12 protein-coding genes and 1 pseudogene are annotated in these 23,126 nt (G+C 73.0%); 8 read left to right on the forward strand and 5 right to left on the reverse strand.

The annotated features are described in order from the left end of the window. Positions 1–102: 102 nt before the first annotated feature. Together AB0M29_RS05985 and AB0M29_RS05990 are read left to right on the forward strand one after the other, a co-directional pair. A complete protein-coding gene (locus tag AB0M29_RS05985; protein ID WP_365379542.1) occupies positions 103–1,776 on the forward strand; it encodes an AMP-binding protein in 1,674 nt (557 codons plus the stop codon). After that, the gene (locus AB0M29_RS05990; RefSeq protein ID WP_365379545.1) at positions 1,773–3,392 is read left to right on the forward strand and encodes an AMP-binding protein; all 1,620 of its coding nucleotides are present in this window, start codon (positions 1,773–1,775) and stop codon (positions 3,390–3,392) included. The genes AB0M29_RS05985 and AB0M29_RS05990 overlap by 4 nt, the downstream gene beginning before the upstream one ends. Here the strand turns inward: AB0M29_RS05990 and gcl are convergent. The 5 genes from gcl to AB0M29_RS06015 all read right to left on the reverse strand — a co-directional run bounded on the left by gcl (position 3,370) and on the right by AB0M29_RS06015 (position 9,759). Further along, a complete protein-coding gene (gcl, locus tag AB0M29_RS05995; protein ID WP_365379548.1) occupies positions 3,370–5,172 on the reverse strand; it encodes a glyoxylate carboligase in 1,803 nt (600 codons plus the stop codon). The genes AB0M29_RS05990 and gcl overlap by 23 nt on opposite strands. A gap of 214 nt (positions 5,173–5,386) precedes the next feature. Continuing rightward, positions 5,387–6,133 carry a hypothetical protein gene (locus AB0M29_RS06000; protein ID WP_365379551.1) on the reverse strand — a complete coding sequence of 249 codons (747 nt, stop codon included), beginning with the start codon at positions 6,131–6,133 and terminating at the stop codon, positions 5,387–5,389. Between the two features lie 216 nt (positions 6,134–6,349). Continuing rightward, entirely contained in the window at positions 6,350–7,816 is a 1,467-nt protein-coding gene (locus tag AB0M29_RS06005) for a catalase (RefSeq protein WP_365379554.1), read from the reverse strand. 163 nt (positions 7,817–7,979) lie between these two features. Further along, complete coding sequence (locus AB0M29_RS06010; protein WP_365379557.1) at positions 7,980–8,879, reverse strand: 2-hydroxy-3-oxopropionate reductase; 900 nt, start codon at positions 8,877–8,879, stop codon at positions 7,980–7,982. Positions 8,880–8,940: 61 nt separating this feature from the next. Continuing rightward, complete coding sequence (locus tag AB0M29_RS06015) at positions 8,941–9,759, reverse strand: TIM barrel protein (RefSeq protein WP_365379559.1); 819 nt, start codon at positions 9,757–9,759, stop codon at positions 8,941–8,943. 730 nt (positions 9,760–10,489) lie between these two features. On the opposite strand from AB0M29_RS06015, the pseudogene AB0M29_RS06020 reads away from it, so the two are divergent. The 6 genes and pseudogenes from AB0M29_RS06020 to AB0M29_RS06045 form a co-directional block, all read left to right on the forward strand. Next, positions 10,490–11,200, forward strand: a pseudogene (locus tag AB0M29_RS06020) (BTAD domain-containing putative transcriptional regulator); the annotation flags it as partial. A 575-nt stretch (positions 11,201–11,775) separates the two neighbouring features. After that, positions 11,776–14,133 (forward strand): TOMM precursor leader peptide-binding protein, encoded by a 2,358-nt coding sequence (locus AB0M29_RS06025; protein ID WP_365379561.1) that lies wholly within the window; start codon positions 11,776–11,778, stop codon positions 14,131–14,133. Next, entirely contained in the window at positions 14,123–16,069 is a 1,947-nt protein-coding gene (locus AB0M29_RS06030; protein WP_365379564.1) for a TOMM precursor leader peptide-binding protein, read from the forward strand. The genes AB0M29_RS06025 and AB0M29_RS06030 overlap by 11 nt, the downstream gene beginning before the upstream one ends. Before the next feature lie 39 nt (positions 16,070–16,108). Then, entirely contained in the window at positions 16,109–17,713 is a 1,605-nt protein-coding gene (locus AB0M29_RS06035) for a nitroreductase family protein (protein ID WP_365379567.1), read from the forward strand. Between the two features lie 34 nt (positions 17,714–17,747). Further along, positions 17,748–20,795 (forward strand): lantibiotic dehydratase, encoded by a 3,048-nt coding sequence (locus tag AB0M29_RS06040; RefSeq protein ID WP_365379569.1) that lies wholly within the window; start codon positions 17,748–17,750, stop codon positions 20,793–20,795. After that, positions 20,792–21,865: a lantibiotic dehydratase C-terminal domain-containing protein gene (locus AB0M29_RS06045; protein ID WP_365379572.1), complete on the forward strand. Its 1,074-nt coding sequence runs from the start codon at positions 20,792–20,794 to the stop codon at positions 21,863–21,865. The genes AB0M29_RS06040 and AB0M29_RS06045 overlap by 4 nt, the downstream gene beginning before the upstream one ends. Positions 21,866–23,126 lie beyond the last annotated feature (1,261 nt).

Consider the following 23,126-nt stretch of genomic DNA (forward strand, 5'->3'; position numbering starts at 1 on the left):
CCTCCCACCGACCCGGGCGGCCCAGCACCCCCGTCCGGGGGTAGTGAGACCCAGGTCACTACCGCACGATGCTACCGAGGGGCCCATCACCGAGGAGGACACATGGCGGCAACGGAGGCGACCGGCGAATTCCGGGCCGCCCGGGACTTCCTGCTGCGGCACCGGGAGGACTATACGGCCGCCCGCGAGGGCTTCCGCTGGCCGGAGCCGGAACTCTTCAACTGGGCGCTCGACTGGTTCGACGTGATCGCGGAGGGCAACGACCGGCCCGCGCTGTGGATCGTCGAGGAGGACGGCGGCGAGACCCGGATCTCGTTCCGCGAGATGGCCGAGCGCTCCGCGCGGGTCGCCAACTGGCTGCGGGCGCAGGGCGTCCGGGCCGGGGACCGGATGGTGGTGATGCTCGGCAACCAGGCCGAGCTGTGGGAGATCACGCTGGCCGCGATGAAGCTGCGGGCCGTCGTCATCCCCGCGACACCGCTGCTCGGCCCGGCCGACCTGCGCGACCGCATCGACCGCGGCGGCGCCCGGCACGCCCTGGTACGGGACGCCGACACGGCCAAGTTCGCCGACGTCCCCGGCGACTACACCCGGATCGCGGTCGGCGACACGGTGCCCGGCTGGCTCTCCTACGCCGACTCCCGTACGGCCGACCCGGTCTTCGTGCCGGACGGCCCCACCCGGGCGGCCGACCCGCTGATGCTGTACTTCACCTCGGGCACCACCGCCAAGCCCAAACTGGTCGAGCACACCCACGTCTCGTACCCCGTCGGGCATCTGACCACCATGTACTGGATCGGGCTGCGGCCCGGCGACGTCCATCTCAACATCTCCTCGCCCGGATGGGCCAAGCACGCCTGGTCGAACCTGTTCGCGCCGTGGAACGCCGAGGCCACCGTCTTCGTGCACAACTACACGCGCTTCGACGCTGCCCGGCTGATGGCCGAGATGGACCGCTGCGGGGTGACCAGCTTCTGCGCCCCGCCGACGGTGTGGCGGATGCTGATCCAGGCCGACCTGAGCGCGCTGCGCACCCCGCCGCGCGAGGTGGTGGCGGCGGGCGAGCCGCTCAACCCCGAGGTCATCGAGCACGTCCGGCGGACCTGGGGCGTGGTGATCCGCGACGGCTTCGGCCAGACGGAGACCGCCGTGCAGGTCGCCAACACCCCCGGCCAGCAGGTCAAGGCCGGGTCCATGGGGCGGCCCACCCCCGGCTACACGGTGACGCTGCTCGACCCGGTCACCGGCGAGCCCGGCGACGAGGGCGAGATCTGCCTCGACCTGTCCCCCCGCCCGGTCGGCCTGATGGCCGGCTACGCGGGCGCGCCCGACCTGACGGCGGAGGCGATGGCGGGCGGCTACTACCGCACCGGCGACATCGGCAGCCGGGACGCGGACGGCTACATCACCTACATCGGCCGCGCCGACGACGTCTTCAAGGCGTCCGACTACAAGATCTCGCCGTTTGAGCTGGAGAGCGCGCTGCTGGAGCACGAGGCGGTGGCCGAGGCCGCCGTCGTCCCGGCCCCGGACGAACTGCGGCTGGCCGTGCCCAAGGCGTACGTGGTGCTGGCCGAGGGCTGGCAGCCCGACGGGGAGACCGCGAAGGCGATCTTCGCCCACTCGCGGGCCGTGCTCGCCCCGTACAAGCGCGTCCGGCGGCTGGAGTTCGCCGAACTGCCCAAGACCGTGTCGGGCAAGATCCGCCGGATCGAACTGCGCGAGCGGACCATGCACGACGGAAGCGCCGAGTTCCACGAGGAGGACTACCGGTGAGCGAGCCCTCGTACACCCACGGCACGGGCGGCACCGCGCTGCTCGGCGACACCATCGGGCGCAACCTGGACCGGGCGATCGCCGCGCACCCGGGCCGGGAGGCGCTGGTCGACATGGCCAGCGGGCGCCGCTGGACGTACACCGAGTTCGGCGCGGCCGTGGAGCAGGTGGCCCGCGGGCTGCTCGGCCTCGGCGTCGGCAAGGGCGACCGGGTCGGCATCTGGGCGGTCAACTGCCCCGAGTGGGTGCTGGTGCAGTACGCCACCGCGCGGATCGGCGCGGTGATGGTGAACATCAACCCGGCGTACCGGGTGCACGAGGTGGAGTTCGTGCTGCGGCAGGCGGGCATCTCGGTGCTGGTCGCCTCCACCGAGCACCGCGGCAGCGACTACCGCGCGATGGTCGCCGAGGTCCGCGGCCGCTGCCCGGAGCTGCGCGAGGTGCTGCACATCAGCGACCCGTCCTGGGACACGCTCCTCGACGCCGCGGCGGGGGTGCCCGCGGACCGGGTGGCCGCCGTGGAAGCGACGCTGAGCTGCGACGACCCGGTCAACATCCAGTACACCTCCGGCACCACCGGCTTCCCCAAGGGAGCCACGCTCTCCCACCACAACATCCTCAACAACGGCTTCTTCGTGGGGGAGACGGTCGGCTACACCGAGGAGGACCGGATCTGCCTGCCGGTGCCCTTCTACCACTGCTTCGGCATGGTGATGGGCAATCTCGGCGCCACCAGCCACGCCGCCTGCGTGGTGATCCCGGCCCCGTCCTTCGACGCCGCCGCCACGCTGCGCGCCGTCCAGCAGGAGCGCTGCACCTCGCTCTACGGCGTCCCCACCATGTTCATCGCCGAGCTGGGCCTGCCGGACTTCGCCGGCTACGACCTCACCTCGCTGCGTACCGGCATCATGGCCGGTTCGCCGTGCCCGGTGGAGGTGATGAAGCGGGTGATGACCGAGATGCACATGGCCGAGGTGTCGATCTGCTACGGGATGACCGAGACCTCGCCGGTCTCCACCCAGACCCGGCGCGACGACGGCCTGGAGCACCGCACCGCCACCGTCGGCCGGGCGCTGCCGCACGTGGAGGTCAAGATCGTGGATCCAACCAGCGGAGTGACCCTGCCGCGGGGACAACCGGGTGAGCTGTGCACCCGGGGCTACTCGGTGATGCTCGGCTACTGGGACGAGCCGGAGCGTACGGCCGAGGCGGTGGACTCCGCCCGCTGGATGCACACCGGCGACCTGGCGGTGATGCGCGACGACGGCTATCTCGCGGTCGTCGGCCGGATCAAGGACATGATCATCAGGGGCGGCGAGAACGTCTACCCCCGGGAGATCGAGGAGTTCCTCTACAGCCACCCCAAGATCGCCGACGTGCAGGTGGTCGGGGTCCCGGACGAGCGGTACGGCGAGGAGATCCTGGCCTGCGTCATCCCCCGCGACCCCGCCGACCCGCCCAGCCTCGCCGAGGTGGCGGAGTTCTGCGCGGGCCGGCTGGCGCACTTCAAGGTGCCGCGCCACCTGCGGATCATGGACGCCTTCCCGATGACGGTCAGCGGCAAGATCCGCAAGGTGGAGCTGCGGGAGGACTTCAGCTCGCCGGAACGGACCTGACCAGCGGGCGGATCGCGGTCGGCGCGTGGCCGGGCTCGGTGGCCAGCTCCTCGAACTCGACCACGTTGCTGATGTCGGCCGTGGTGGACATCGAGATGTTGGTGATCCGCTCCAGGATCGCCTCGACCACGACCGGCACCCGGTGCTCGGCGGCGAGCTTCTTGGCCTGCTCGAAGGCCGCGCCCAGCTCGGCCGGGTCGGTGACCCGGATCGCCTTGCATCCCAGGCCCTCGGCGACCTTGACGTGGTCGACGCCGTAGACGCCCAGCTCGGGCGAGTTGACGTTCTCGAACTCCAGGTTGACCTGGAAGTCGATGCCGAGCCCGATCTGCGCCTGCCGGATCAGCCCCAGGTAGGAGTTGTTGACCAGGACGTGGACGTACGGGATGCGGTGCTGCGCCCCGACCGCCAGCTCCTCGATCATGAACTGGAAGTCGTAGTCACCGGAGAGCGCCACGACCTGGGCGTCCGGGTCGGCGGTGGCGACACCGAGTGCGGCCGGGATCGTCCAGCCCAGCGGGCCCGCCTGGCCGCAGTTGATCCAGTGCCGCGGCTTGTAGACGTGCAGCATCTGCGCGCCCGCGATCTGTGACAGGCCGATGGTGGTGACGTAGCGCGTCTCGGGGCCGAACGCCCGGTTCATCTCCTCGTAGACCCGCTGCGGCTTCATCGGGATGTTGTCGAAGTGCGTACGGCGGTGCAGGGTCGCCTTGCGCTCCAGCGTGGCGTCGATCCACTCGCGGCGGTCCGGCAGCCGGCCGGCGGCCTTGAGCTCGCGGGCCACCTCGACGAAGAGGGTGAGCGCGGCCTTGGCGTCGGAGGCGATGCCGTAGTCCGGGGCGAAGATCTTGCCGATCTGGGTCGGCTCGATGTCGACGTGCACGAAGGTGCGGCCCTTGGTGTAGACGTCGAGCTTGTAGCCGGTGTGGCGGTTGGCCCAGCGGTTGCCGATGCCCAGGACGAAGTCCGACTCCAGGAACGTGGCGTTGCCGTAGCGGTGCGAGGTCTGCAGACCGACCATGCCCGCGTTCAGGTCGTGGTCGTCGGGGATGGCGCCCCAGCCCATCAGGGTCGGCACGACGGGGGTGCCGGTCAGCTCGGCGAACTCCACCAGCAGGTCGGAGGCGTCGGCGTTGATGACACCGCCGCCGGCGACGATCAGCGGCCGCTCGGACGCCAGCAGGTACGAGATCGCCTTCTCGACCTGGGCGCGGGTGGCGGTCGGCTTGTAGACCGGCAGCGGCTGGTACGTCTCCGGGTCGAACTCGATCTCGGTGAGCTGCACGTCGATCGGCAGGTCGATCAGCACCGGGCCGGGCCGTCCCGACCGCATCAGGTGGAACGCCTGCTGGAAGACGCCGGGGACCTGCGCGGCCTCCAGGACGGTCGTGGCGGCCTTCGTGACCGGCTTGGCGATCGAGGCGATGTCGACGGCCTGGAAGTCCTCCTTGTGGATCACCGAGGTCGGCGCCTGGCCGGTGATGCACAGGATCGGGATGGAGTCGCCGGTCGCGGAGTAGAGCCCGGTGATCATGTCGGTGCCCGCGGGGCCCGAGGTGCCGATGCAGACACCGATGTTGCCCGGGTGGGTGCGGGTGTAGCCCTCGGCCATGTGGGAGGCGCCCTCGACATGCCGGGCCAGCGTGTGGCGGATGCCGCCGGACGCCTTCAGCGCCGCGTAGAAGGGGTTGATCGCGGCCCCCGGCACGCCGAACGCGACGTCGATGCCCTCCAGCTTGAGGATCTCCACGGCCGCACGGGCGGCGGTCATACGAGACATGAGGACTCCCTCTCCTAGCGTCAGCTCGTCCGCGTCCTACCTCCACGGTGTTTCCGTAATGTGGAAAAGTAGTTCTGCGATATGGAAGTAACGTAAGCGGTGGTGCCGCGGGGCGTCAAGGGAGCACCTGCGCCGGGCGGATCGCGGCGGCTTCCGGGCAGCGAAAAGGCGCCCGGCGTGGTGCAGTTGCCGGGCGCCTTCGGGCGGGCGGAGGTCAGTGCGCGGGCGTGCCGGGGCCGTTGCGGATGAGGGTGTCCGCCGCGTCGTTGACCGGCTGCGGGGTGCCCGTCAGGTCCATCACGAACAGCGGCACACCGAGCTGGTCGGCGCGCAGCCTGGCGTTGTGCGCGTAGCCCGCCAGCGAGAAGAAGGCCCCTATGGCGTCCTCGTTGGCGCAGTTCAGCCAGAGACACTCCACATCGCGCAGCGCCGTGGGCTGGGTGCTCGGGTCGACCTGGGCGACCAGGCCGTCCCCGCGCAGGTCGATGCCGTTGGCGGTGCGGTCACCCGCCAGCCGTACGCCCGAGAAGCCCAGCCACTTCAGATACTGCGCGGCGGCCGTCAGCGCGTCCCGCCCGGTGCGGATGGTCACCGGCCGGAAGGGCGGCCGCGCCATCGGCGGCGGCGGCACCGCCCCGGTCGGCGCGGGAGCCGACCCCGGCGGATGCGGTACGGGCAGCCGGGCGCCCTCGTCCGCCGCCTCACCGGCCACCGGCAGCCGCACCACCGTCCCGCAGTCGCAGTCGAACTCCGGCTGCGGCCACTCGTCGGCGCGCCCGCAGTCGGGGCAGCGCAGCCGTACCCAGGAGTCCTCCCACGACAGATGGCGGACGGCCTGCGGCGCCCCGCCGAGCTGCACCCTCAGCGCCAGCGGCGTCCCGCAGGCGCACGGGAACGTCGGTGCGGTGTACGTGTGCTTCCGGTCGCAGGCCGGACAGCGTACGAGCACGCTCTCTGCCATGGTCACAACTCCCGGTCGGCCGCGGCGTTTTGCGCCGATGACGTGGTGCACCTCCATAGTGCAGGACCGGCGGGGCGACGGGGGACGGGGACAGCGCCCGAACGGACGGGTGGCGCGAAACGGGCGCCTGGGGCATGCCGGAAACCCGCGCCGCACGGCTACCCCTCAGAAGCCGTACGACGCGGGCCGGTCCTGTCGACCCGCGTGGAGCGCGGGTCAGTCCTCGCGCAGGGCGCGCACGGCCTCCGCGACCCGCGTGCCGTACTCGGTGTCCGCCGCGTGGAAGTGGGCGAGGTTCTTCTCCACCACGTCGTCCCGGGTGACCTGGGACAGGCTGCCCGCGATGTTCGCCACCAGCCGCGACCGCTCCTCGGGCGACATCAGCCGGTACAGCTCGCCGGCCTGGAAGAAGTCGTCGTCCTTGACGTGCTCGGCCGCCGCGTGGGTGCCCGTCCAGCCGGTGACGGCCAGCGGCGCGGACAGCGGGCGGCCGGTCTCGGCCGGGCCGCCGTACGAGTTCGGCTCGTAGTTCTTGGCGTACCGGTCGTAGCGGGCGCCGCCGTGGGTGGCGTGCAGGCCGTCGCGGCCGTAGTTGGCCGCCTCGGTGGCCTTCGGCGCGTTGACGGGCAGCTGCGTGTGGTTGACGCCCAGCCGGTAGCGGTGCGCGTCGGCGTACGCGAACAGCCGTCCCTGCAGCATCTTGTCGGGCGACGGGCCGATGCCCGGCACGAAGTTGTTCGGCGAGAACGCCGCCTGCTCGACCTCGGCGAAGACGTTGTCCGGGTTGCGGTCGAGCACCAGGCGGCCGACCCGCTGGAGCGGGTAGTCGCTGTGCGGCCACACCTTGGTGAGGTCGAACGGGTTGAAGCGGTACTCCGCCGCGTCCGCCGCCGGCATGATCTGCACGTGCAGCGTCCAGGACGGCTTCACACCGCGCTCGATCGCGTGCACCAGGTCGCGCTGGTGCGAGTTGGCGTCCGCGCCGACCTGCTCCGCGGCCTGCTCGGCCGACAGGCAGCGCACACCCTGGTTGGTCTTGAAGTGGTACTTGACGAAGAACGCCTCACCCTCGGCGTTGGTCCACTGGTAGGTGTGCGAGCCGTAGCCGTTCATGTGCCGGTACGAGGCCGGGATGCCGCGGTCGCCGAAGAGCCAGGTGATCTGGTGGGTGGCCTCGGGGGAGTGCGCCCAGAAGTCCCAGACGTTGTCCGGCTCGGTGACACCGGTGAACGGGTCGCGCTTCTGCGAGTGGATGAAGTCCGGGAACTTCAGCGGGTCCTTGATGAAGAACACCGGGGTGTTGTTGCCGACCAGGTCGTAGTTGCCCTCGGCGGTGTAGAACTTCAGCGCGAAGCCGCGCGGGTCACGCACCGCGTCCGCGCCGCCCAGGCTGTCGGCGACGGTGGAGAAGCGGACGAAGACCTCGGTACGCCGGCCGATCTCGGACAGGAAGTCGGCGTGCGTGAAGCCGGTGACGTCGTCGGTCACCTCGAAGTGGCCGTACGCGCCCGAGCCGCGCGCGTGCACCACGCGCTCCGGGATGCGCTCGCGGTTGAACCGGGCGAGCTTCTCCAGCAGGTGCTGGTCCTGGAGGAGGAGCGGGCCGCCGACGCCGGCGGTGGCGGAGTTCTGGTTGTCGGCGACCGGGGCGCCGGACTCGGTTGTCAGCGTGTGCTTGGGCATGACGCCTTCCATGGCGGGCGGGTACTGGAGCGACGAAGGGGCGTCGCGAGGGTGGGGTGGACGGCCCGGGTCTGCGGGACAGACGGTTGGTCCCGCCCGGCGGTGCGTTTGGCGCGACAGGACAGGTCACGCACCGCCGGACGGCGTTTGTGGGGTCCGGTCGTCAGTCCTTGACGGGAAGACCGGACAGCCGCTCGACACCGCGCAGCAGCGCCGAGTGGTCGAGGCCGCCGTCGCCCTGGGCGCGCAGCGAGGCCACCAGGTTCGCCACCACGGAGCCCACGGGGAGCGCGGCGCCGACGTTGCGCGCGGCGTCGGTGACGATGCCCATGTCCTTGTGGTGCAGGTCGATCCGGAAGCCGGGGGCGAACTGCCGCTGGAGGAAGTTGTCCTTCTTACGGGTCAGCACGGTGGAACCGGCGAGACCGCCGTTCAGCACCTCCAGCGCCGCGGACAGGTCCACGCCGGACTTCTCCAGGAAGACCACGGCTTCCGCGCACGCCTGGATGTTGACCGCCACGATGAGCTGGTTGGCGGCCTTCACGGTCTGGCCGGAGCCGTGCGGGCCGCACAGCACCACGGTCTTGCCGAGCTTGTCCAGGATCGGGCGGGCAGTGTCGAAGTCGGCCTGCTCGCCGCCGACCATGATCGACAGCACCGCCTCTATCGCACCGGCCTCGCCGCCGGAGACCGGCGCGTCCAGCACCCGGATGCCCTTGTCGGCGGCGGCCTTCGCCAGGTCCACCGAGGTCTGCGGGGTGATCGACGAGGTGTCGATCAGCAGGGCGCCGGGCTTGGCGTTCGCCAGGATGCCGTCCTCGCCGTAGGCGATCGCCTCGACCTGCGGGGAGGCGGGCACCATCGTGATGATGACGTCGGCGCCGCTGACGGCCTCGGCGATGGAGGAGGCGGCGGTGCCGCCGTTGGCGGCCAGCCGGTCCAGCTTCTCCTGCTCCAGCGTGTAGCCGGTGACGGAGTACCCCGCCTTGATCAGGTTCTCGGCCATGGGGGAGCCCATGATGCCGAGTCCGATCCAGGCGATCTTGGGAAGGTTGGTGCTCATGAGATCCTCTCAGGACAGCGTGCGAACAGTCGGCCGCGGCGGACCTCGCCGTGCGGCGGGCTCAGGAGAGCCAGGTGAAGGAGGCGGCGGAACCGGCCGCCGAGGGCTTGTACTCCAGCCCGGTCCAACCGGCGTACCCGGCCTTCCGCAGCTGGGACAGCAGGTCGGCCAGCGGCAGCGTGCCGGTGCCGGGCGCGCCGCGGCCGGGGTTGTCGGCGATCTGCACATGGCCGGTCCGGTCGGCGTAGGCGTCGACGACCGCCGGGAGGTCCTCGCCGTTCATGGACAGGTGGTACAGATCGAGCAGGAAGCGGGCGTTGTCCAGGCCGGTCGCCGCGTTGACCCGGTCCACCACCTCGACCGCGGCCGGGGCGCTGACCAGCGGGTACAGCGGCGACTCCGGCGCGTTCAGCGCCTCGATCAGCAGGATCGCGCCGATCCGGTCGGCGGCCCGGGCGGCGAGCGCCAGGTTCTCCAGGGCCAGGGCGTCCTGGACCGCCGGATCGGTGCCCTCGACCCGGTTGCCGTACAGCGCGTTCAGCGCGGTGCACCCGACGGAGGCGGCGAAGTCCGTGGCCACGTCGATGTTTGCGCGGAAGCGCTCGCTCTCGGTGCCGGGCAGCGACAGCGCGCCGCGGTCCGGGCCCGGCAGCTGCCCGGCGTAGAAGTTCAGGCCGACCAACCGGGTCCCGGCCGCGTCGAGCGCGGACCGCAGCCCGTCCAGCTCCGCCTGGTCGGGAGTGGGGTTGTCGGGCCACGGCCACCACAGCTCGACCGCGTCGAAGCCCGCCGCGGCGGCGGCCGCGGGCCGCTCCAGCAGCGGGAGTTCGGTGAACAGGATCGAGAGGTTCACGTCGAAGCGCGCGTCCGAGAAGCTCACTAGGTGCGCCCCTTCCGTATTGCGGAAGTTGTTTTCTGTCTTGTGGAACAGTGAATCAGCCCAGCGGCGGCTGTCAAGTCTCGGCCGCGCCGACCGGCGGATACGGGCCGCCCGGCGGCCCCCGATCCGCCCCGCGTGCCGCAGCGCGCCCCCTCCGCTTCCGCTCGCCGCCCTCTCCGGTTTCGCCGGGTGCTTCGCCGCGCCCGGCCGCCGGCCCCGATCGCGCCGCAGCTCAGACGGGTGTTCCGCCGCTCATCGGTGATGTGCGGGCGGCGGCCGGAACTGTCACGGAATACAGCGTCCGTCTTTTGTCAAGTATTCAACGGCTGCAGTCTGCTGCGGAAAGGCGCACTCGCCTTCCAAGGTGTCGTACATAAAGCCGGTGGGTAAGAGCGGCGGAAAATGTCGCTTTACACTGGCGCAATACTGAGAGATATGTCCGAATTCTCGGTTCCGTGCCGGAGGCCGCGCGCCCGCTGCTTCTTTCCCCTAGACAAGGTAAAGCGCGCTGCCGTACTCTCCTCCCTGACCGCCAATAGGCAACACCCACAAGCGATGTGGCCTCGTCTCGGCCCACAACAGCCGAGTGTGCCGGCGGTCAATACGGGGCTACGGGGATGGTGGATTGGTGGTCTGGTCCAATGCACTCACAAACAACACGGAATTACAGAAGACTCCCGGCGGTGTACCGCCGGGACTGAACTCGCCCACCCGCTTTACCGTACTCGGAATGCTGGCCGTCACGGACGGCAGTGAATCCGTGGTGCTGCAGCCGTCACGGCCTGCCGCCCTTCTCGCGGCATTGCTGCTCAATGCGAATTCGGTGGTCTCCGCCGATTTCCTGCAGCGGGTGATCTGGGGTGAGGAGACTCCGGCGCAGGCCAAGTCGGCACTGCACAGTTGCGTGCTGCGGCTGCGCCGCCTCTTCGGCAAATACGGGATCGCGGGCAACACGATCGAGGCGGTGCCCGGCGGATACCGCCTGACGGCGGACGCGGACACCCTCGATCTGGTGCAGTTCCGTGAAGTGCTCGACCGGGCTTATGCGACCGGCGACGCCGACGAGGAACTGCGGCTGCTGCGCGCCGCGCTCGCCCTCTGGCAGCCTCCGCTTCTGGGCAACGTCCCCTCCGATCTGCTGCACCGTGACGAGGTGCCGCGGCTGCACGAGGAATGGCTGCGGGCGATCGAGCGCGTCTTCGACCTCGAACTGGCGTGCGGCCGATATCGCGAGGCGGTCGCCGAGATCTGGCCCACCGCCCGCGCGCACCCGCTGCACGAGCGCTTCACCGAGCAGTTGATGGAGGCGCTCCACCGCGTCGGCCGCCGTGCGGAGGCCCTCGGCGAGTACCGGCGGCTCAAGACGCACCTGGCCCAGCAGCTCGGCGTCGACCCCGGACCCGCCCTGCAGCGCCTGGAGTTGTCCATCCTGCGCGGTGAACCGGCGGGCGGCGAGGCGGCGGAGCGGGACCGGCCGGAGGCCGGGAGGTCCGGGGCCGGGGGGTCCGCTGCCGGGCGTGCCGCGGGGTGGTCCGGTGGCTCTGGCGCCGGGCAGTCCGCTGCCGGGCGGTCGGCCGGGAGGTCCGGGGCCGGGCTCTCGGCGGCGGACCGGTCCTCGGCCGACGCGTCCGGGGCGCGGGCCGACGGGTTCCGGGACGGCCGGTCCGAAGCCGACCGGTCCGCGGGCGACCGTTCCGATGCCGACTGGCTCGCGGGCGAGCGCTCAGGCGCAGGGCGGCCGGAGGCGGGACCCGCGGAGGACTCGTGTGCCGAGGGCGACCCCGTCGCGGGCGAACCGGTGGCCGGCGGCCGCGTCCTCGACAGCCTGGTCGGCGCGGGGCTGCTGGAAGAAGGGCCGCGCGGCCACTACCGGATGCACGAGCTGCTGCGGGTCTTCACCCGCGCCGCGGCGGCAGGCGGGGTCGGCGCCGCCCACGCCGGGACACCCGGACCATCCCCCATCCACCCCCAGCGGCCCAGCGCCGCGGAACTGCATCCGACGGAGGCGTGACTGACATGGTGTCAACGTACGACGAGATCGCCGACACCCGGCCGCGCATCCGCCGGGACGTGCTCTACACGCAGACGCCCACCGGCGTGCACTTCCACAACGCCCGCGGCGGCTTCAGCGTCGTCATGCCGTCGGCCTACCGCTTCGCCACGCTGATCGTGCCGCACCTCACCGGCGACCACACCGTGGCGGCCCTCTGCCAGGGGCTCGGCGAGAAGCAGCGCGCGATGGTGGTCCAGCTGGTAGGCACTCTCTACGCGCGTGGTTTCGCCCGGGCCGCGGAACCCGCGCCGACCGACGCGGTGGCGCCGCTTCCCGCGGTCGCCGAGCGGTTCGCCGAGCAGATCGACTACGTCGACCACTACACCGACGGCGCCGTGGGCCGCTTCCAGGACTTCCGCGAGGCGCGGGTGGCCGTGCTCGGCGACGACGCGCTCGCCCGCTGGGCCGCGCTGAGCCTGATACGCAACGGCTGCGCCGCGGTGGCCGTGCCGCCGTCGATCGACGGCCCGGACAACCGCTTCGGCGAAGTCACCGAGGAGGCACGGCAGTTGCTGGAGGTGGGCTGCCCCGTCGACCTCACCCTGCTGGACGCCGCCCCCGACGGCGGCGCCGCACCCGGCACTTACGACTGGGACCAGCTCGACGGCTACGACGTGGTGCTGGTCACCGGCGACCGCGGCCCGCGCCAGATCGCCCAGCTCCTCGCGGCCGGTGTCCCCGCGGGCCGACGGCTGCTGCCCGCCTGGACGTTCGGCGAGTCCGTGGTGATCGGGCCGCTGATGACCGCCGACAGCGTCGGCTGCTGGACCTGCGCCGTCCTGCGGCTCGGCGCCAACGGCCGGGCGGCGGAAGCCGCCGACGTCTGGAGTGCGGTGGCCCCCGCCGGTCCCCGCGACGCGGCGGCCCGCACCATCGGCGGCCCGCTCGCCGCGATGGTCGGCAACCTGCTCGGCTACGAGGTCTTCCGCCTCACCACCGGCGTCCTCCCCGCCGAAACCACGGGTCAACTCATCGTCCAGGACCTCGACTCCCTCGACACCGCCGCCGAACCCCTGCTGCCCCACCCCCGCTGCCCCCGCTGCGGCACCGCCGCCCAGGCGCCTTCGGCGCCGGACCAGACAGTCGAACTCGCGTCGCTGGACGCGGAATTGGGCACGGATGCGGCGACGGCGACGGAGAGTGCCACGCCGAGCGGCACAGCGACCGCACCGCCCGCGTCGGCGGCATCGTCGCCGGGCGCAGGCACCCTGCCCGCCGGGTCGCCCGCCGACGGTGCGGCCGAGGAGGATGCCGCGCAGGCCGCGCTGGCCGAGATCACCGACCGGGCCGTACTCGTGCAGCCGAACGCCGGGGTGTTCGAGCGGTTCGCCGACGAGAACTGGGCGCAGACACCGCTCAAGGTCAGCAGCGTGACACTCGGCACCGGGCACCGCGGACGCCGGGAGATCACCGCGTACGACATCCACCATGTCGCCGGGGCCCGGCTGCGCGCCCTGTACCGGGCGGCCGAGGTGTACGTGGAGCATGTGGTGCCCGCCCCGCAGCCGCTGGGCGGGGCGGAGTTGGAGGCGGCGCGGGAGAAGTGGCGCGCCGCCGATCCCGCCGGGCTGACCATCACGGGCGGGCTCGGCGTGCCCGCCGAGCGGATCGCCAAGTGGTGCGCGGCGACCTCGCTGCTGAGCGGCGAGACGCTGCTCGTACCGGCGGCCGCGGTACGGCCGTTCGGCCCGCACAACCGCGACCGGGTCGTCGAGGTGACGGCCGCGGGCAGCGGCGCGGGCGGTACGGCGGCCGAGGCCGTCACCCGGGGCTTGCGCACCGCGCTCGCCCACCACGTGCTGCGCCGCGCCCTCGCCGGGGCCGTCACCGTCGCCCGGGTCGACCCGGCCGCCGACGTCGACGACGCCGAACTCACCTTCCTCGCCCGTTCCGCCGCCGGACTCGGCGTCGAGCTGGAGGTGCTCGCCCTCGGGTTGCCGGGGGAGCACCCGCTGCCGGTCGTCCTGGCCCGCGCCGCCGACCCCGTCTCGGGCCGCTGGCACTGGGCCACGGGCAGCGGGCCCCGGCCGCGGGACGCGGCGCTCGAAGCGGTACGCGACCTGCTCGGCGCGGTGCAGACCGCGCAGGCGGACCTGGACCCGGGGGACCCGCTCCTCACCGACCTGGACCCGGGCACGCTCGCGGTCACCGGCGAGACCACGGGCGACACGGCGGCGACGACCTGGTCCGCCGTGGCGGCCCGGCTGCGCGCCGACGGCCACGACGTCCTCCTCGCCCCGACCCCCGTCCCCGACCTGGCCGCCGCCCGCGTCCACGCCACCCGCGTCCTGCTCACCACCACCCCGCACCGTGCGCACTGAACCCGCCGCCCCCGCCCCGCCGGTGACCACCGCCTTCACCGGCCCGCTGACCGCCGCCTGCGCCTCCCTGGCCACCCGGCTGTCGGCGAGCCTGGCGACCCACGACGGGGCCGGGCGGTGCGCGGTGCGGATCTCCGCGCTCGGCGTCCGCGACGAGCTGGAGGTCCCGGGCGACGAGGCCCAACCGGCGGGCGACGGCGCCGCGTTGATGCTGTACGGGCACCACGCGCTGCTCGGCCCCTTCACACCGGACGGGGCGGCGGGCTGCGCGCGCTGCCTGGCGCGGCGCTGGCAGAGCGTACGGACGCGGGCGCTGCGGGAGGCACTGGAGACCGGGAACGGGACGCGGGCGGCGGGGGAGGCGCCGCGCGGGACGGGTTTCGCCGTGGACGGGCTGGCGGCGCTGGTCGCGGCGCACCGCACGGCCGCGGCGGCCGACGGCCGCTTCCCGTACGCGTTCCTGGTGGACCTGGAGACGCTGCGCGTCACCCGCTTCGCGCTCGTCCCGGACGCGGAGTGCCCGCGCTGCGGTGACCGCCCCGCCGACACCGCGCGGGACGCGAGGATCGCGCTGGCGCCGTCCCCCAAGCCCGCGCCCGGGGAGTTCCGGCTGCGGCCCGCCGACGACTACGACATCCCGTTCGAGGCGTTCGTGAACCCGGCGGCCGGGATGCTCGGCCCGTCCGTGGTCCCCGATCTGACGTCCGCGTCGACGTCCTCGACGGTCGGCTCGTTCCTGCTGCGCTCCGGCGACTACCTGCGCGAGTGCTTCTGGGGCGGCCACACCCCGCGCTACCGCTCCAGCGAGCGCGTCGGCCTGCTCGAAGGGCTGGAACGCTTCGCGGGGATGCGCCCGCGCGGCAAGCGCACCCAGGTCACCGCCACCTACCACGAACTCGGCGACCAGGCACTCGACCCGCGCGACTGCGGGCTCTACACCGACGCGTTCCACCGCGCCGAGCCCGCCGTACGCCCCTTCGACCCGGACCGGCCGATCCCCTGGGTGTGGGGCTGGTCGCTGCGGGACCGCCGGGCCCTGCTCGTACCGGAGATCCTCGCCTACTACCACGCGCCCGGCGGCCTGGAGAACCGGTTCGTGCAGGAGAGCTCCAACGGCTGTGCGTCCGGCGGCAGTCTGGCCGAGGCCGTCTACTTCGGGCTGATGGAGGTCGTCGAGCGCGACGCGTTCCTGCTCGCCTGGTACGGCAGGGCGCCGCTGCCCGAGATCGACGCGTCCGGCAGCGGTCGCCCCGAGACCCGGGCGATGATCGACCGGCTCGCGATGTACGGGTACCGGGCGCGCTTCTTCGACACCCGCGTCACCTTCCCGATCCCGGTGGTCACCGCGGTCGCCGAACGCGTCGACGGCGGCCTGGGCCGGCTCTGCTTCGGCGCGGGCGCCGGACTCGACCCGGAGGCGGCGCTCGCCGCCGGGCTGTGCGAGATCGCCACCGACGCGGTCAACCTGCGCCGCCGCACCGCACGCGACGAGCGCCGGTTGCGCGCGATGGCCGCCGACTTCGGCCGCGTCCAGGTGCTGCACGACCACCCGCTGATGTACGGCCTGCCGGAGATGGCGTCCTACGCCGACTTCCTGCTGCGTGGCGACCGGCCGCACACCTCGCTCGCGGCCGTGGCCGCCGCCACCCTGCCCCCCGCCGACGACCTGCGCGACGACGTGGAGCACTGCGTGACCGCGGTCGCCGACGCCGGGTTCGACGTGATCGTCATCGACCAGACCATGCCCGAGCAGCGCGACCTCGGCTTCCACACCGCGGGCGTCCTCGTACCGGGACTGCTGCCGATCGACTTCGGCTGGAGCCGACAACGCGCCCTGCACATGCCCCGGTTGCGTACGGCGCTTCGCGAAGCGGGACTGCACCCCCGGGACTTGATGGCTGACGACATCAACCTGGCTCCGCATCCCTTCCCCTGACTGCCCGTGAGTTCGCTCGACAGCGAGAGAGGAACGCCCGTGGGATTCGCCCATGAGTACGCGACCGCGATCGTCCGGCGCGGCAGGTTCCCCATGGAGCCCGCCGACTGGGTGCCGGACTGGGCGGACCGGCCGAGGAAGGGCAAGCACTTCCCGGGCGCGCAGGCGTTCCCGCTGCCCCGCACCGAGGTGCCCGGGTCGGCCACCGTGCAGCGCGGCCTGTTCGGGCCGCGCGAGGACGGCGCGTTCACCCTGCCGCTGCTGGCCGGGATGCTGCAGGACTCGTACGGTCTGGTGGGGCGCAGGCTCGCCGTGCAGGCCAACTCCGACCTGGGCACGCTGCCGATGTACACCCAGGCCAACTGGTCGCGGGGCACCGCCTCGGGCGGCGGGCTCTACCCGATTGGCGTGCACTGGGTGTGCGGTGCGGGCGGCCCGCTGACGCCGGGCGTCTACTACTACTCCACACCGCACCACGACATGCGGCGGCTGCTGGCAGGAGACGTCAGCGGCGAGGTCCGCTCCGCGCTGGGCGGGGGTGAACCCGGTGCCGGGCACACCCAGTTCCTCGTGCTGAGCGTGCGGTTCTGGCAGAACGCCTTCAAGTACAACAGCTTCAGCTACCACGTCGTCACCATGGACATCGGCGCCCTCGTGGAGACCTGGCGGATCTGGGCCCGGGCCCACGGACTGCACATCGGCCCCGCGCTGTGGTTCGACGAGGAGCGGCTCGGCGGCCTGCTGGGACTCACCGCGCGCGAGGAGGGCGTCTTCGCGGTGGTGCCGCTGACCTGGGAGGGCGGTGCGGCGGCCGAGGCCGGGCAGGGCGGTCAGGCGGCGCTGCCGCCGCGGGTGCACCGCGCCGACCAGGAACGTTCGCACGCCGTCACGGAGTTCGAGACCGTGGAGCGGATGCACGCCGCGACCCTCGAAGGCGCCGCGGACCGGCCCGCGCCGGGCGTCCTGGACGGCGCGCTCGCGCTGCCGGTGCCGCCGGGCGGCGAGCGGACCGCGCTGCCCGCACCGCGTGAGCTGGACGCCGGGGTGCGCACCGCGCTGCGGGCCCGCCGCAGCAGCTTCGGCCGCTTCCAGGCCACCCAGCCGCTGCCCGCCGACGCGCTGTCGACCGTGCTGGCCGCCGCCGGGGCCGCGGGCACCCTCGACAGCGACACCGAGACCCCCGGCGCCGGGCCGCTCACCCGGCTGTACGTCTTCGTCAACCATGTGGCGGGCATACCGCAGGGCGTCTACCTGCACGATCCCAGCGACGGCAGCGACGGCAGCCTGCGGCTGATCCGCAGCGGGCCGCCGGGGGAGTTCCTGCAGCGCAACTACTTCCTGGCCAACTACAACCTGGAGCAGGCGGCGGCGGTCATCGTGCCCGCCGCCCGGACCGGCGCCGTGCTGGACGCGATCGGCGACCGCGGCTACCGGCTGGTCAACGCCGTGGTGGGGGCGGTCTCGCAGGCCGTCTACACCGCGTCCGCCGCGGCCGACCTGTCCTGCGGTGTCGCGCTCGGCTTCGACGCGATCTCCTTCACCGAGGAACTCGGGCTCGAAGAGACCGGCGAGGTACCGCTGCTGATCATGATGATCGGCCACGAGCGCCCCCGCCCGGCCGACTTCCACTACGAGATCGTCTGACCGGGCCGTGCGCACTCACGAGGGAGACAGCACGATGAGCGGGACCGCTGCCGCGGGGCAGAACCCGACCGGACAGGCCGGGGCTCCGACCGGACAGGCTGCCGCCGGGCAGACAGCCGCCGGACACGGCACGACCGGGCAGCTCGCGGCCGGACAGCCTCCGGTCGGACAGACCGCGCCCGGACACGGCACGACGGGACGGACCGCGGTCGGGCAGGCCGGGGCCGGGGCGGACGAATCCAGCTCCGGGCAGCGGGACTTCGTCCTCCATCGCCGCTTCATGCTGCGGGTCGCGGGGCTGCCGGTGGAGGCCGTGGACGGGCTGCGCTGCCCCGACACGCGTGCCTGGGCCGACCGGGTGCTGGACGCGGAGCAGCGGTTGTCGCGGCTGGGCGCCGAGCTGAGCGACCCGCTGACCGTACTGGTCAAGGCGACCGAGGACGACCAGGAGCGGCGCGCCGTGCTGGCCCTGCGCCGCCAGGTGTTCAACGACCGGCTGCCGCGCGACCCCGAGGTGGTGCGGGAGTTGGCCGCGGCCATCGGCGGCGGCACCGGCGACCTGCTCACCGGCTGGCTCGAGGCGCGGCTGCGGCTGGAGGAACTACGCGCCGAGGGCGGCCCGTTGCTCGGCCGCGACCTGGCGGGCAGCCGCGCCGCACTGCGTGACCTCGCCGGTGAGGAACGGCTGCGGCTGGCCCTCGCGCTGGCCTCGCCCACCCTCGACGGCCAGCTCGACGCCTTCATCGCCGACCGCTCGGCCACCCCCGACAAGCGCGCCAGGAAGAAGGAGCGCTCGCTGCTGTCGTACGTCTACCGGACGGCGTGCAAGACCAGCCCGTTCAGTACGTTCACGGCGGTCGCCGAGGGCCGCTTCACCCCGGTCACGGCCGACCCGGACGTGCGGGCGGGCGGCGCCTGGACCAGCCATCCCCGGCTGAACGTGGTCGTGCTGGCCCGGCTCGCCGAGCTGATCGCCGCCGACGAGCGGCGCAGGGGCGATCTGCCGGTCGCGCTGTCCGCCGGATGGGAACTGGACGAGGACCGCATCCGGTTCGTCCGCCGCTCGGTCACCGCGGGGGACGACAGCGCCGCGGTGAGCTTCGACGCAGCGCACGACCGGCTGTTCTTCCTGCGCCACAGCGGCACCCTGGAACGGATGATCGCCCTCTTCCACGGCGAACGCCCGCTGCGGTACGCCGAGTTGGCCGACTGGCTGACCCGCGAGACGGGAGCGACGGCCGACGAGGCCGCGCACTACGCCGCCACGCTGCTGGACCTGGGCATCCTGCAGACGACGGGACTGGCCACCGACGTCCACGCGCCGGACCCGCTACGGGCGTTCCAGCAGGCACTGCGCGTCCTCGACCGCGACTGGGCCGACGACACGGCCGACCGGCTGAACGCCCCCGCCGCCCATGTGGCCGGATACCCGCGGGCCGACGCCGCCTCCCGGCGCGCCCTGCTCGGCGCACTCCGCCGCGACCTCCTCGACCTCCAGCGCGAACTGGGCGCGGCGGCACCGTCGTTGCCGCAGACGCTGCTCTACGAGGACGTCCGGGAGGGCCGGGTCGAGGCCGACCTCACCGAGTGGACGGAGCTGGCCGCCGCGCCGCTGCACACGCTGACCGGCATGCTGCCCGCCTTCGACGTGGCCCTGCCGCAGCGGCTCACCCTCAAGGGCTTCTTCCTCGCCCGCTACGGTCGTGGCGGCCGCTGCGACGACCTGCTGCGCCTCGTCCACGACTTCCACGAGGACATCTTCACGCAGTACCTGCAGTTCACCTCGCTCAAGTCGCCCTGGGCGGCCGACGGCAGCCACGCGGCGGAGGAGAACTGGCTGGGCATGCCCGAGGTCACCGCGCTCGACCGGGCCCGCGCCGAGTTCACCCGGCGGATGCGGGAGCGGTGGGCCGCGCACCCCGGCAGCGGCGCCCCGGCGGCCGGACCGTCCGAGGAACTCAGCCTCGACGAGGAGACGGTGTCCGCCGTCACGGCCGAACTGGCGCCCCTGGGAGGGTCGTTCGCCCCGCACAGCCACTTCCTTCAGCTCGCCCGCCGGGAGCACGACCCGCTGGTGGTCCTCAACAACTCCTACGGCGGTCTGTGCTTCCCCTTCACCCGGTTCACGCACTGCTTCGACGCGGAGGCGGAGGCGGAGGCGGGCGCGGACGCGGGCACGGAAGCAGGCACGGCGCACGGCGCCGGGGGCATGTCGGCGGGACTGCGGGAGACCCTTCGCGAGTGGCAGCCGCCAGGCGCCGTCTTCGCCGAGATCACCGCGGGATCCGCCACCACCAACCTCAACCTGCACGGCCGCCTGACCGACTACGAGATCGTCTGCCCCGGCGAGAGCAGCACCGTCCCCGCCGAGGGCCGGATCGACCTGGACGACCTCTACGCCGAGCACGACACCGACGACGACCGGCTGGTGCTGCGTTCCCGGCGGCTCGGCCGCGAGGTCGTCCCGCTCTACCTCGGCTACCTCGTGCCCATGGTGCTGCCCGAAGTGCCGCGCACCCTGCTGCTGTTCTCGCCGACCTCACGGGCCTCGGTGGACGTGTGGCGCGGAGTCCCGGACGGACCCGCCACCGACGGCGTCACCGCCCGGCCCCGGGTCCGCTACCGCAGCCTCGTACTCCACCGGCGGTCCTGGACCGCGGCGCCCGGCGCGCTGCCGGTACGCGAACCCGGCCTAGACGAGGCGGAGTTCTTCCTGCGCTGGCAGCGCTGGCGGCGCGACCACGGGCTGCCCGACCGGGTCTTCGCCACCGTGCACCAGGCGCCGGGCGGGACGGCGGACGACGGCGCGGAGGGCGGTCCGGTCGGGTTCGGCGCCGTCTTCGGCGGCTCCAAGCCGCTCTACGTGGACTTCGACAGCCCGCTGTCCCTGATCGCCCTCGACGGGCTGGCCGGCGGCGGCCGGACCAGGACCGTCTTCGAGGAGATGCTGCCGGGCGAGGACGAGCTGCACGTCCGCTCGCCGCGCGGCCACCACGTCGCCGAACTGGCCGTGGAAATCGTCCCCCGCGCGGCCGCACCGGCCGGGGCGGCCCGCCACGGAAGGCAGGACAGTTCCCTGTGACCAAGCCCCCTGTGACCACGCCCCCCGCGGCCGCCAACGGCGAGACGCGCGGCGACTGGCAGGCGTTCCACGTCTTCTACGCCGCCAGCCCGCGCCCCTTCCTGCTGCAGTGCGCCAAGCCGCTGATCGAGGCACTGACCCGCGACGGCCTGCTCAGCGGCCACTTCTTCATCAACTACTGGCTGGAGGGCCCGCACATCCGGCTGCGGCTGCGGCCCTCCTCCCCGCAGGCCGCGCCGGTGGTCACCGCCCGCGCGACCGCCGCGATCGACGCCTTCCTGCGCAAGCGCCCCGCGCTCTACGAGGTGAAGGGCGGCTTCCTCGCCGAGCTGTACAACACCCTGTTCGAGCTGGAGTTCCCCGGCGGCGAGCGCAACGGGCTGGTGGACGAGAGCGGCAACATGCGGCTGCGGCCCAACAACACCTTCAGCCCCGAGCCGTACGAGCCCGAGTACGGCAAGTACGGCGGTCCCGCCGGCGTCGAGCTGGCCGAGTGGCACTTCCAGCACTCCAGCGACCTGGTCACCGACGCGGTGGGGTCGATGAACCTGCACCTGCGGACCGTACTGCTGGGCGTGTCCGCGCAGTTGATGATGACCATGTCGGGCTGCCTGCTGCGCGACGAGGACGCGCTGCTGGGATTCCTCGACCGCTACCACGAGTTCTGGAACTCGGCCTTCTCCGGCACCAACTACACCGCCCAGGACGGCTACGACCGGGCCTACGGCACGATGGACGCGCTGCCGCGCCGCTTCCAGGAGATACGGCGGGCCGTCGCGGAGCCCGCGCCCGAACGGCTGCCGGGGTTCCTGCGCGGCTGGGCCGAGCACTGCCTCGACCTGCGCGAGCGGGTGGTGGCGCTGGCCGAGGGCGGCGACCTGGTCTTCCGCTCCTGGGACGGCACCCGCGACCTGCCGGTCACCGACCCGGACCAGGCGCTGCCGATGCTGCTGTCGCCGTATATGCACATGACCAACAACCGGCTGTCGGTGACCGTACGCGACGAGGCGTTCCTGTCCTACGTCCTGGCTCGCGCGCTGCGCGAACCCCAGCCGTCGGCGGCGCCGTGACGACCGGCGGGCTGCTGGAACTGCGTCCGGCGCTGCGCCCCGACATCCTGGTCGGCCCGGCCCTGATGCGCGGGCCGGTGCCGGTGCATCTGCTCAAGGACCCGGTCACCGGGGTGCGGCTGGAGGTCGGGGCCAAGGAGCACTTCATCATCGCCCGGCTGGACGGCGCGCACTCGCTCGCCGAGATCGGGGCGGAGTACGCCGCCAGGTTCGGCGCGCGGCTCGGCGACGCGCAGTGGCAGCAGATGCTGCGGCTGCTGTCCACCCGGCAACTCCTCGACGGCGGGCGGCCGGTGGTGCGCCCGGCGGCCGCCGCCATCGCCTCGCCGGCGCCGAAGCCGTCGCTGCTGACCGGGCGGACCCGGCTGGTCGCCGACGCGCCCGCGCTGATGGACCGGCTGCACGCCGCCACCGCCTTCGCCCGCCGCCGCTCCGTCGTCGTCGTGCTGCTCGCGCTGGCCGCGGCCGTCCTGGTGATGGTCGGCGTCTGCTTCGGCGAACTCGCCCACGAGACGCGGCGGTTGTACGGGGAGCCGGTCACGCTGACCGCTGTCGGCTGCGTGCTGTGGGTCAGCCTCGGGCTGCACGAACTGGCCCACGGCCTGGTCGCGCGGGCCTACGGGCTGCGGGTCGGGGAGATCGGGCTGCAGCGGCGCTTCGGGTTCATGACGTACCTCTACTGCGAGGTCGAGGACGTCCAGTTCCTCGGCCACCGCGCCCGCCAGGTCGCCGTCGCGGCCGCGGGCGCCGTGATGAACCTGCTCTTCCTGCTGCCCTTCTGGGCCGTCTGGGCCCTCCTCCCCGACACCGCCCAAGCCCTCCCCGCCCTCGGCGGCCTCCTCCTCCTCGGCACCGCCATGGCCCTCCTCAACCTCCTCCCCCTCCCCCCACTCGACGGCTACAAGGCCCTCGGCTACACCCTCTCCACCCTCCAACTGGCCACCGAAAGCCGCACCTTCCTGAAGCTGGCGATGACGGCCGCGCTGGCGCGCCCCGGCCGGGCGAGCGCCGCCGGGCCCGCGGCCCTCGCGCGACCCGCTACCCCCGTCGCCCCGACGGGGGCCACAGCTCCCGCCGCTTCAGCGCGGGCCCTCGCCCGCACCCGACTGCGCGCCTACCCGCGCCACCTGCGGCTCGCCTACGGCGGCTACGCGGCACTCTGTGCGCTGCTCGCCCTCGGCGCGCTCCTCGGCGGCGGCCTGCTCTGCCGCGCGGAGCTGCCGTCCCGCTACGCCTCCTGGACCCCCTACCTCCCGGTCGC

The organism is Streptomyces sp. NPDC051976 (assembly GCF_040680795.1).
Classification (GTDB): Bacteria; Actinomycetota; Actinomycetes; order Streptomycetales; family Streptomycetaceae; genus Actinacidiphila.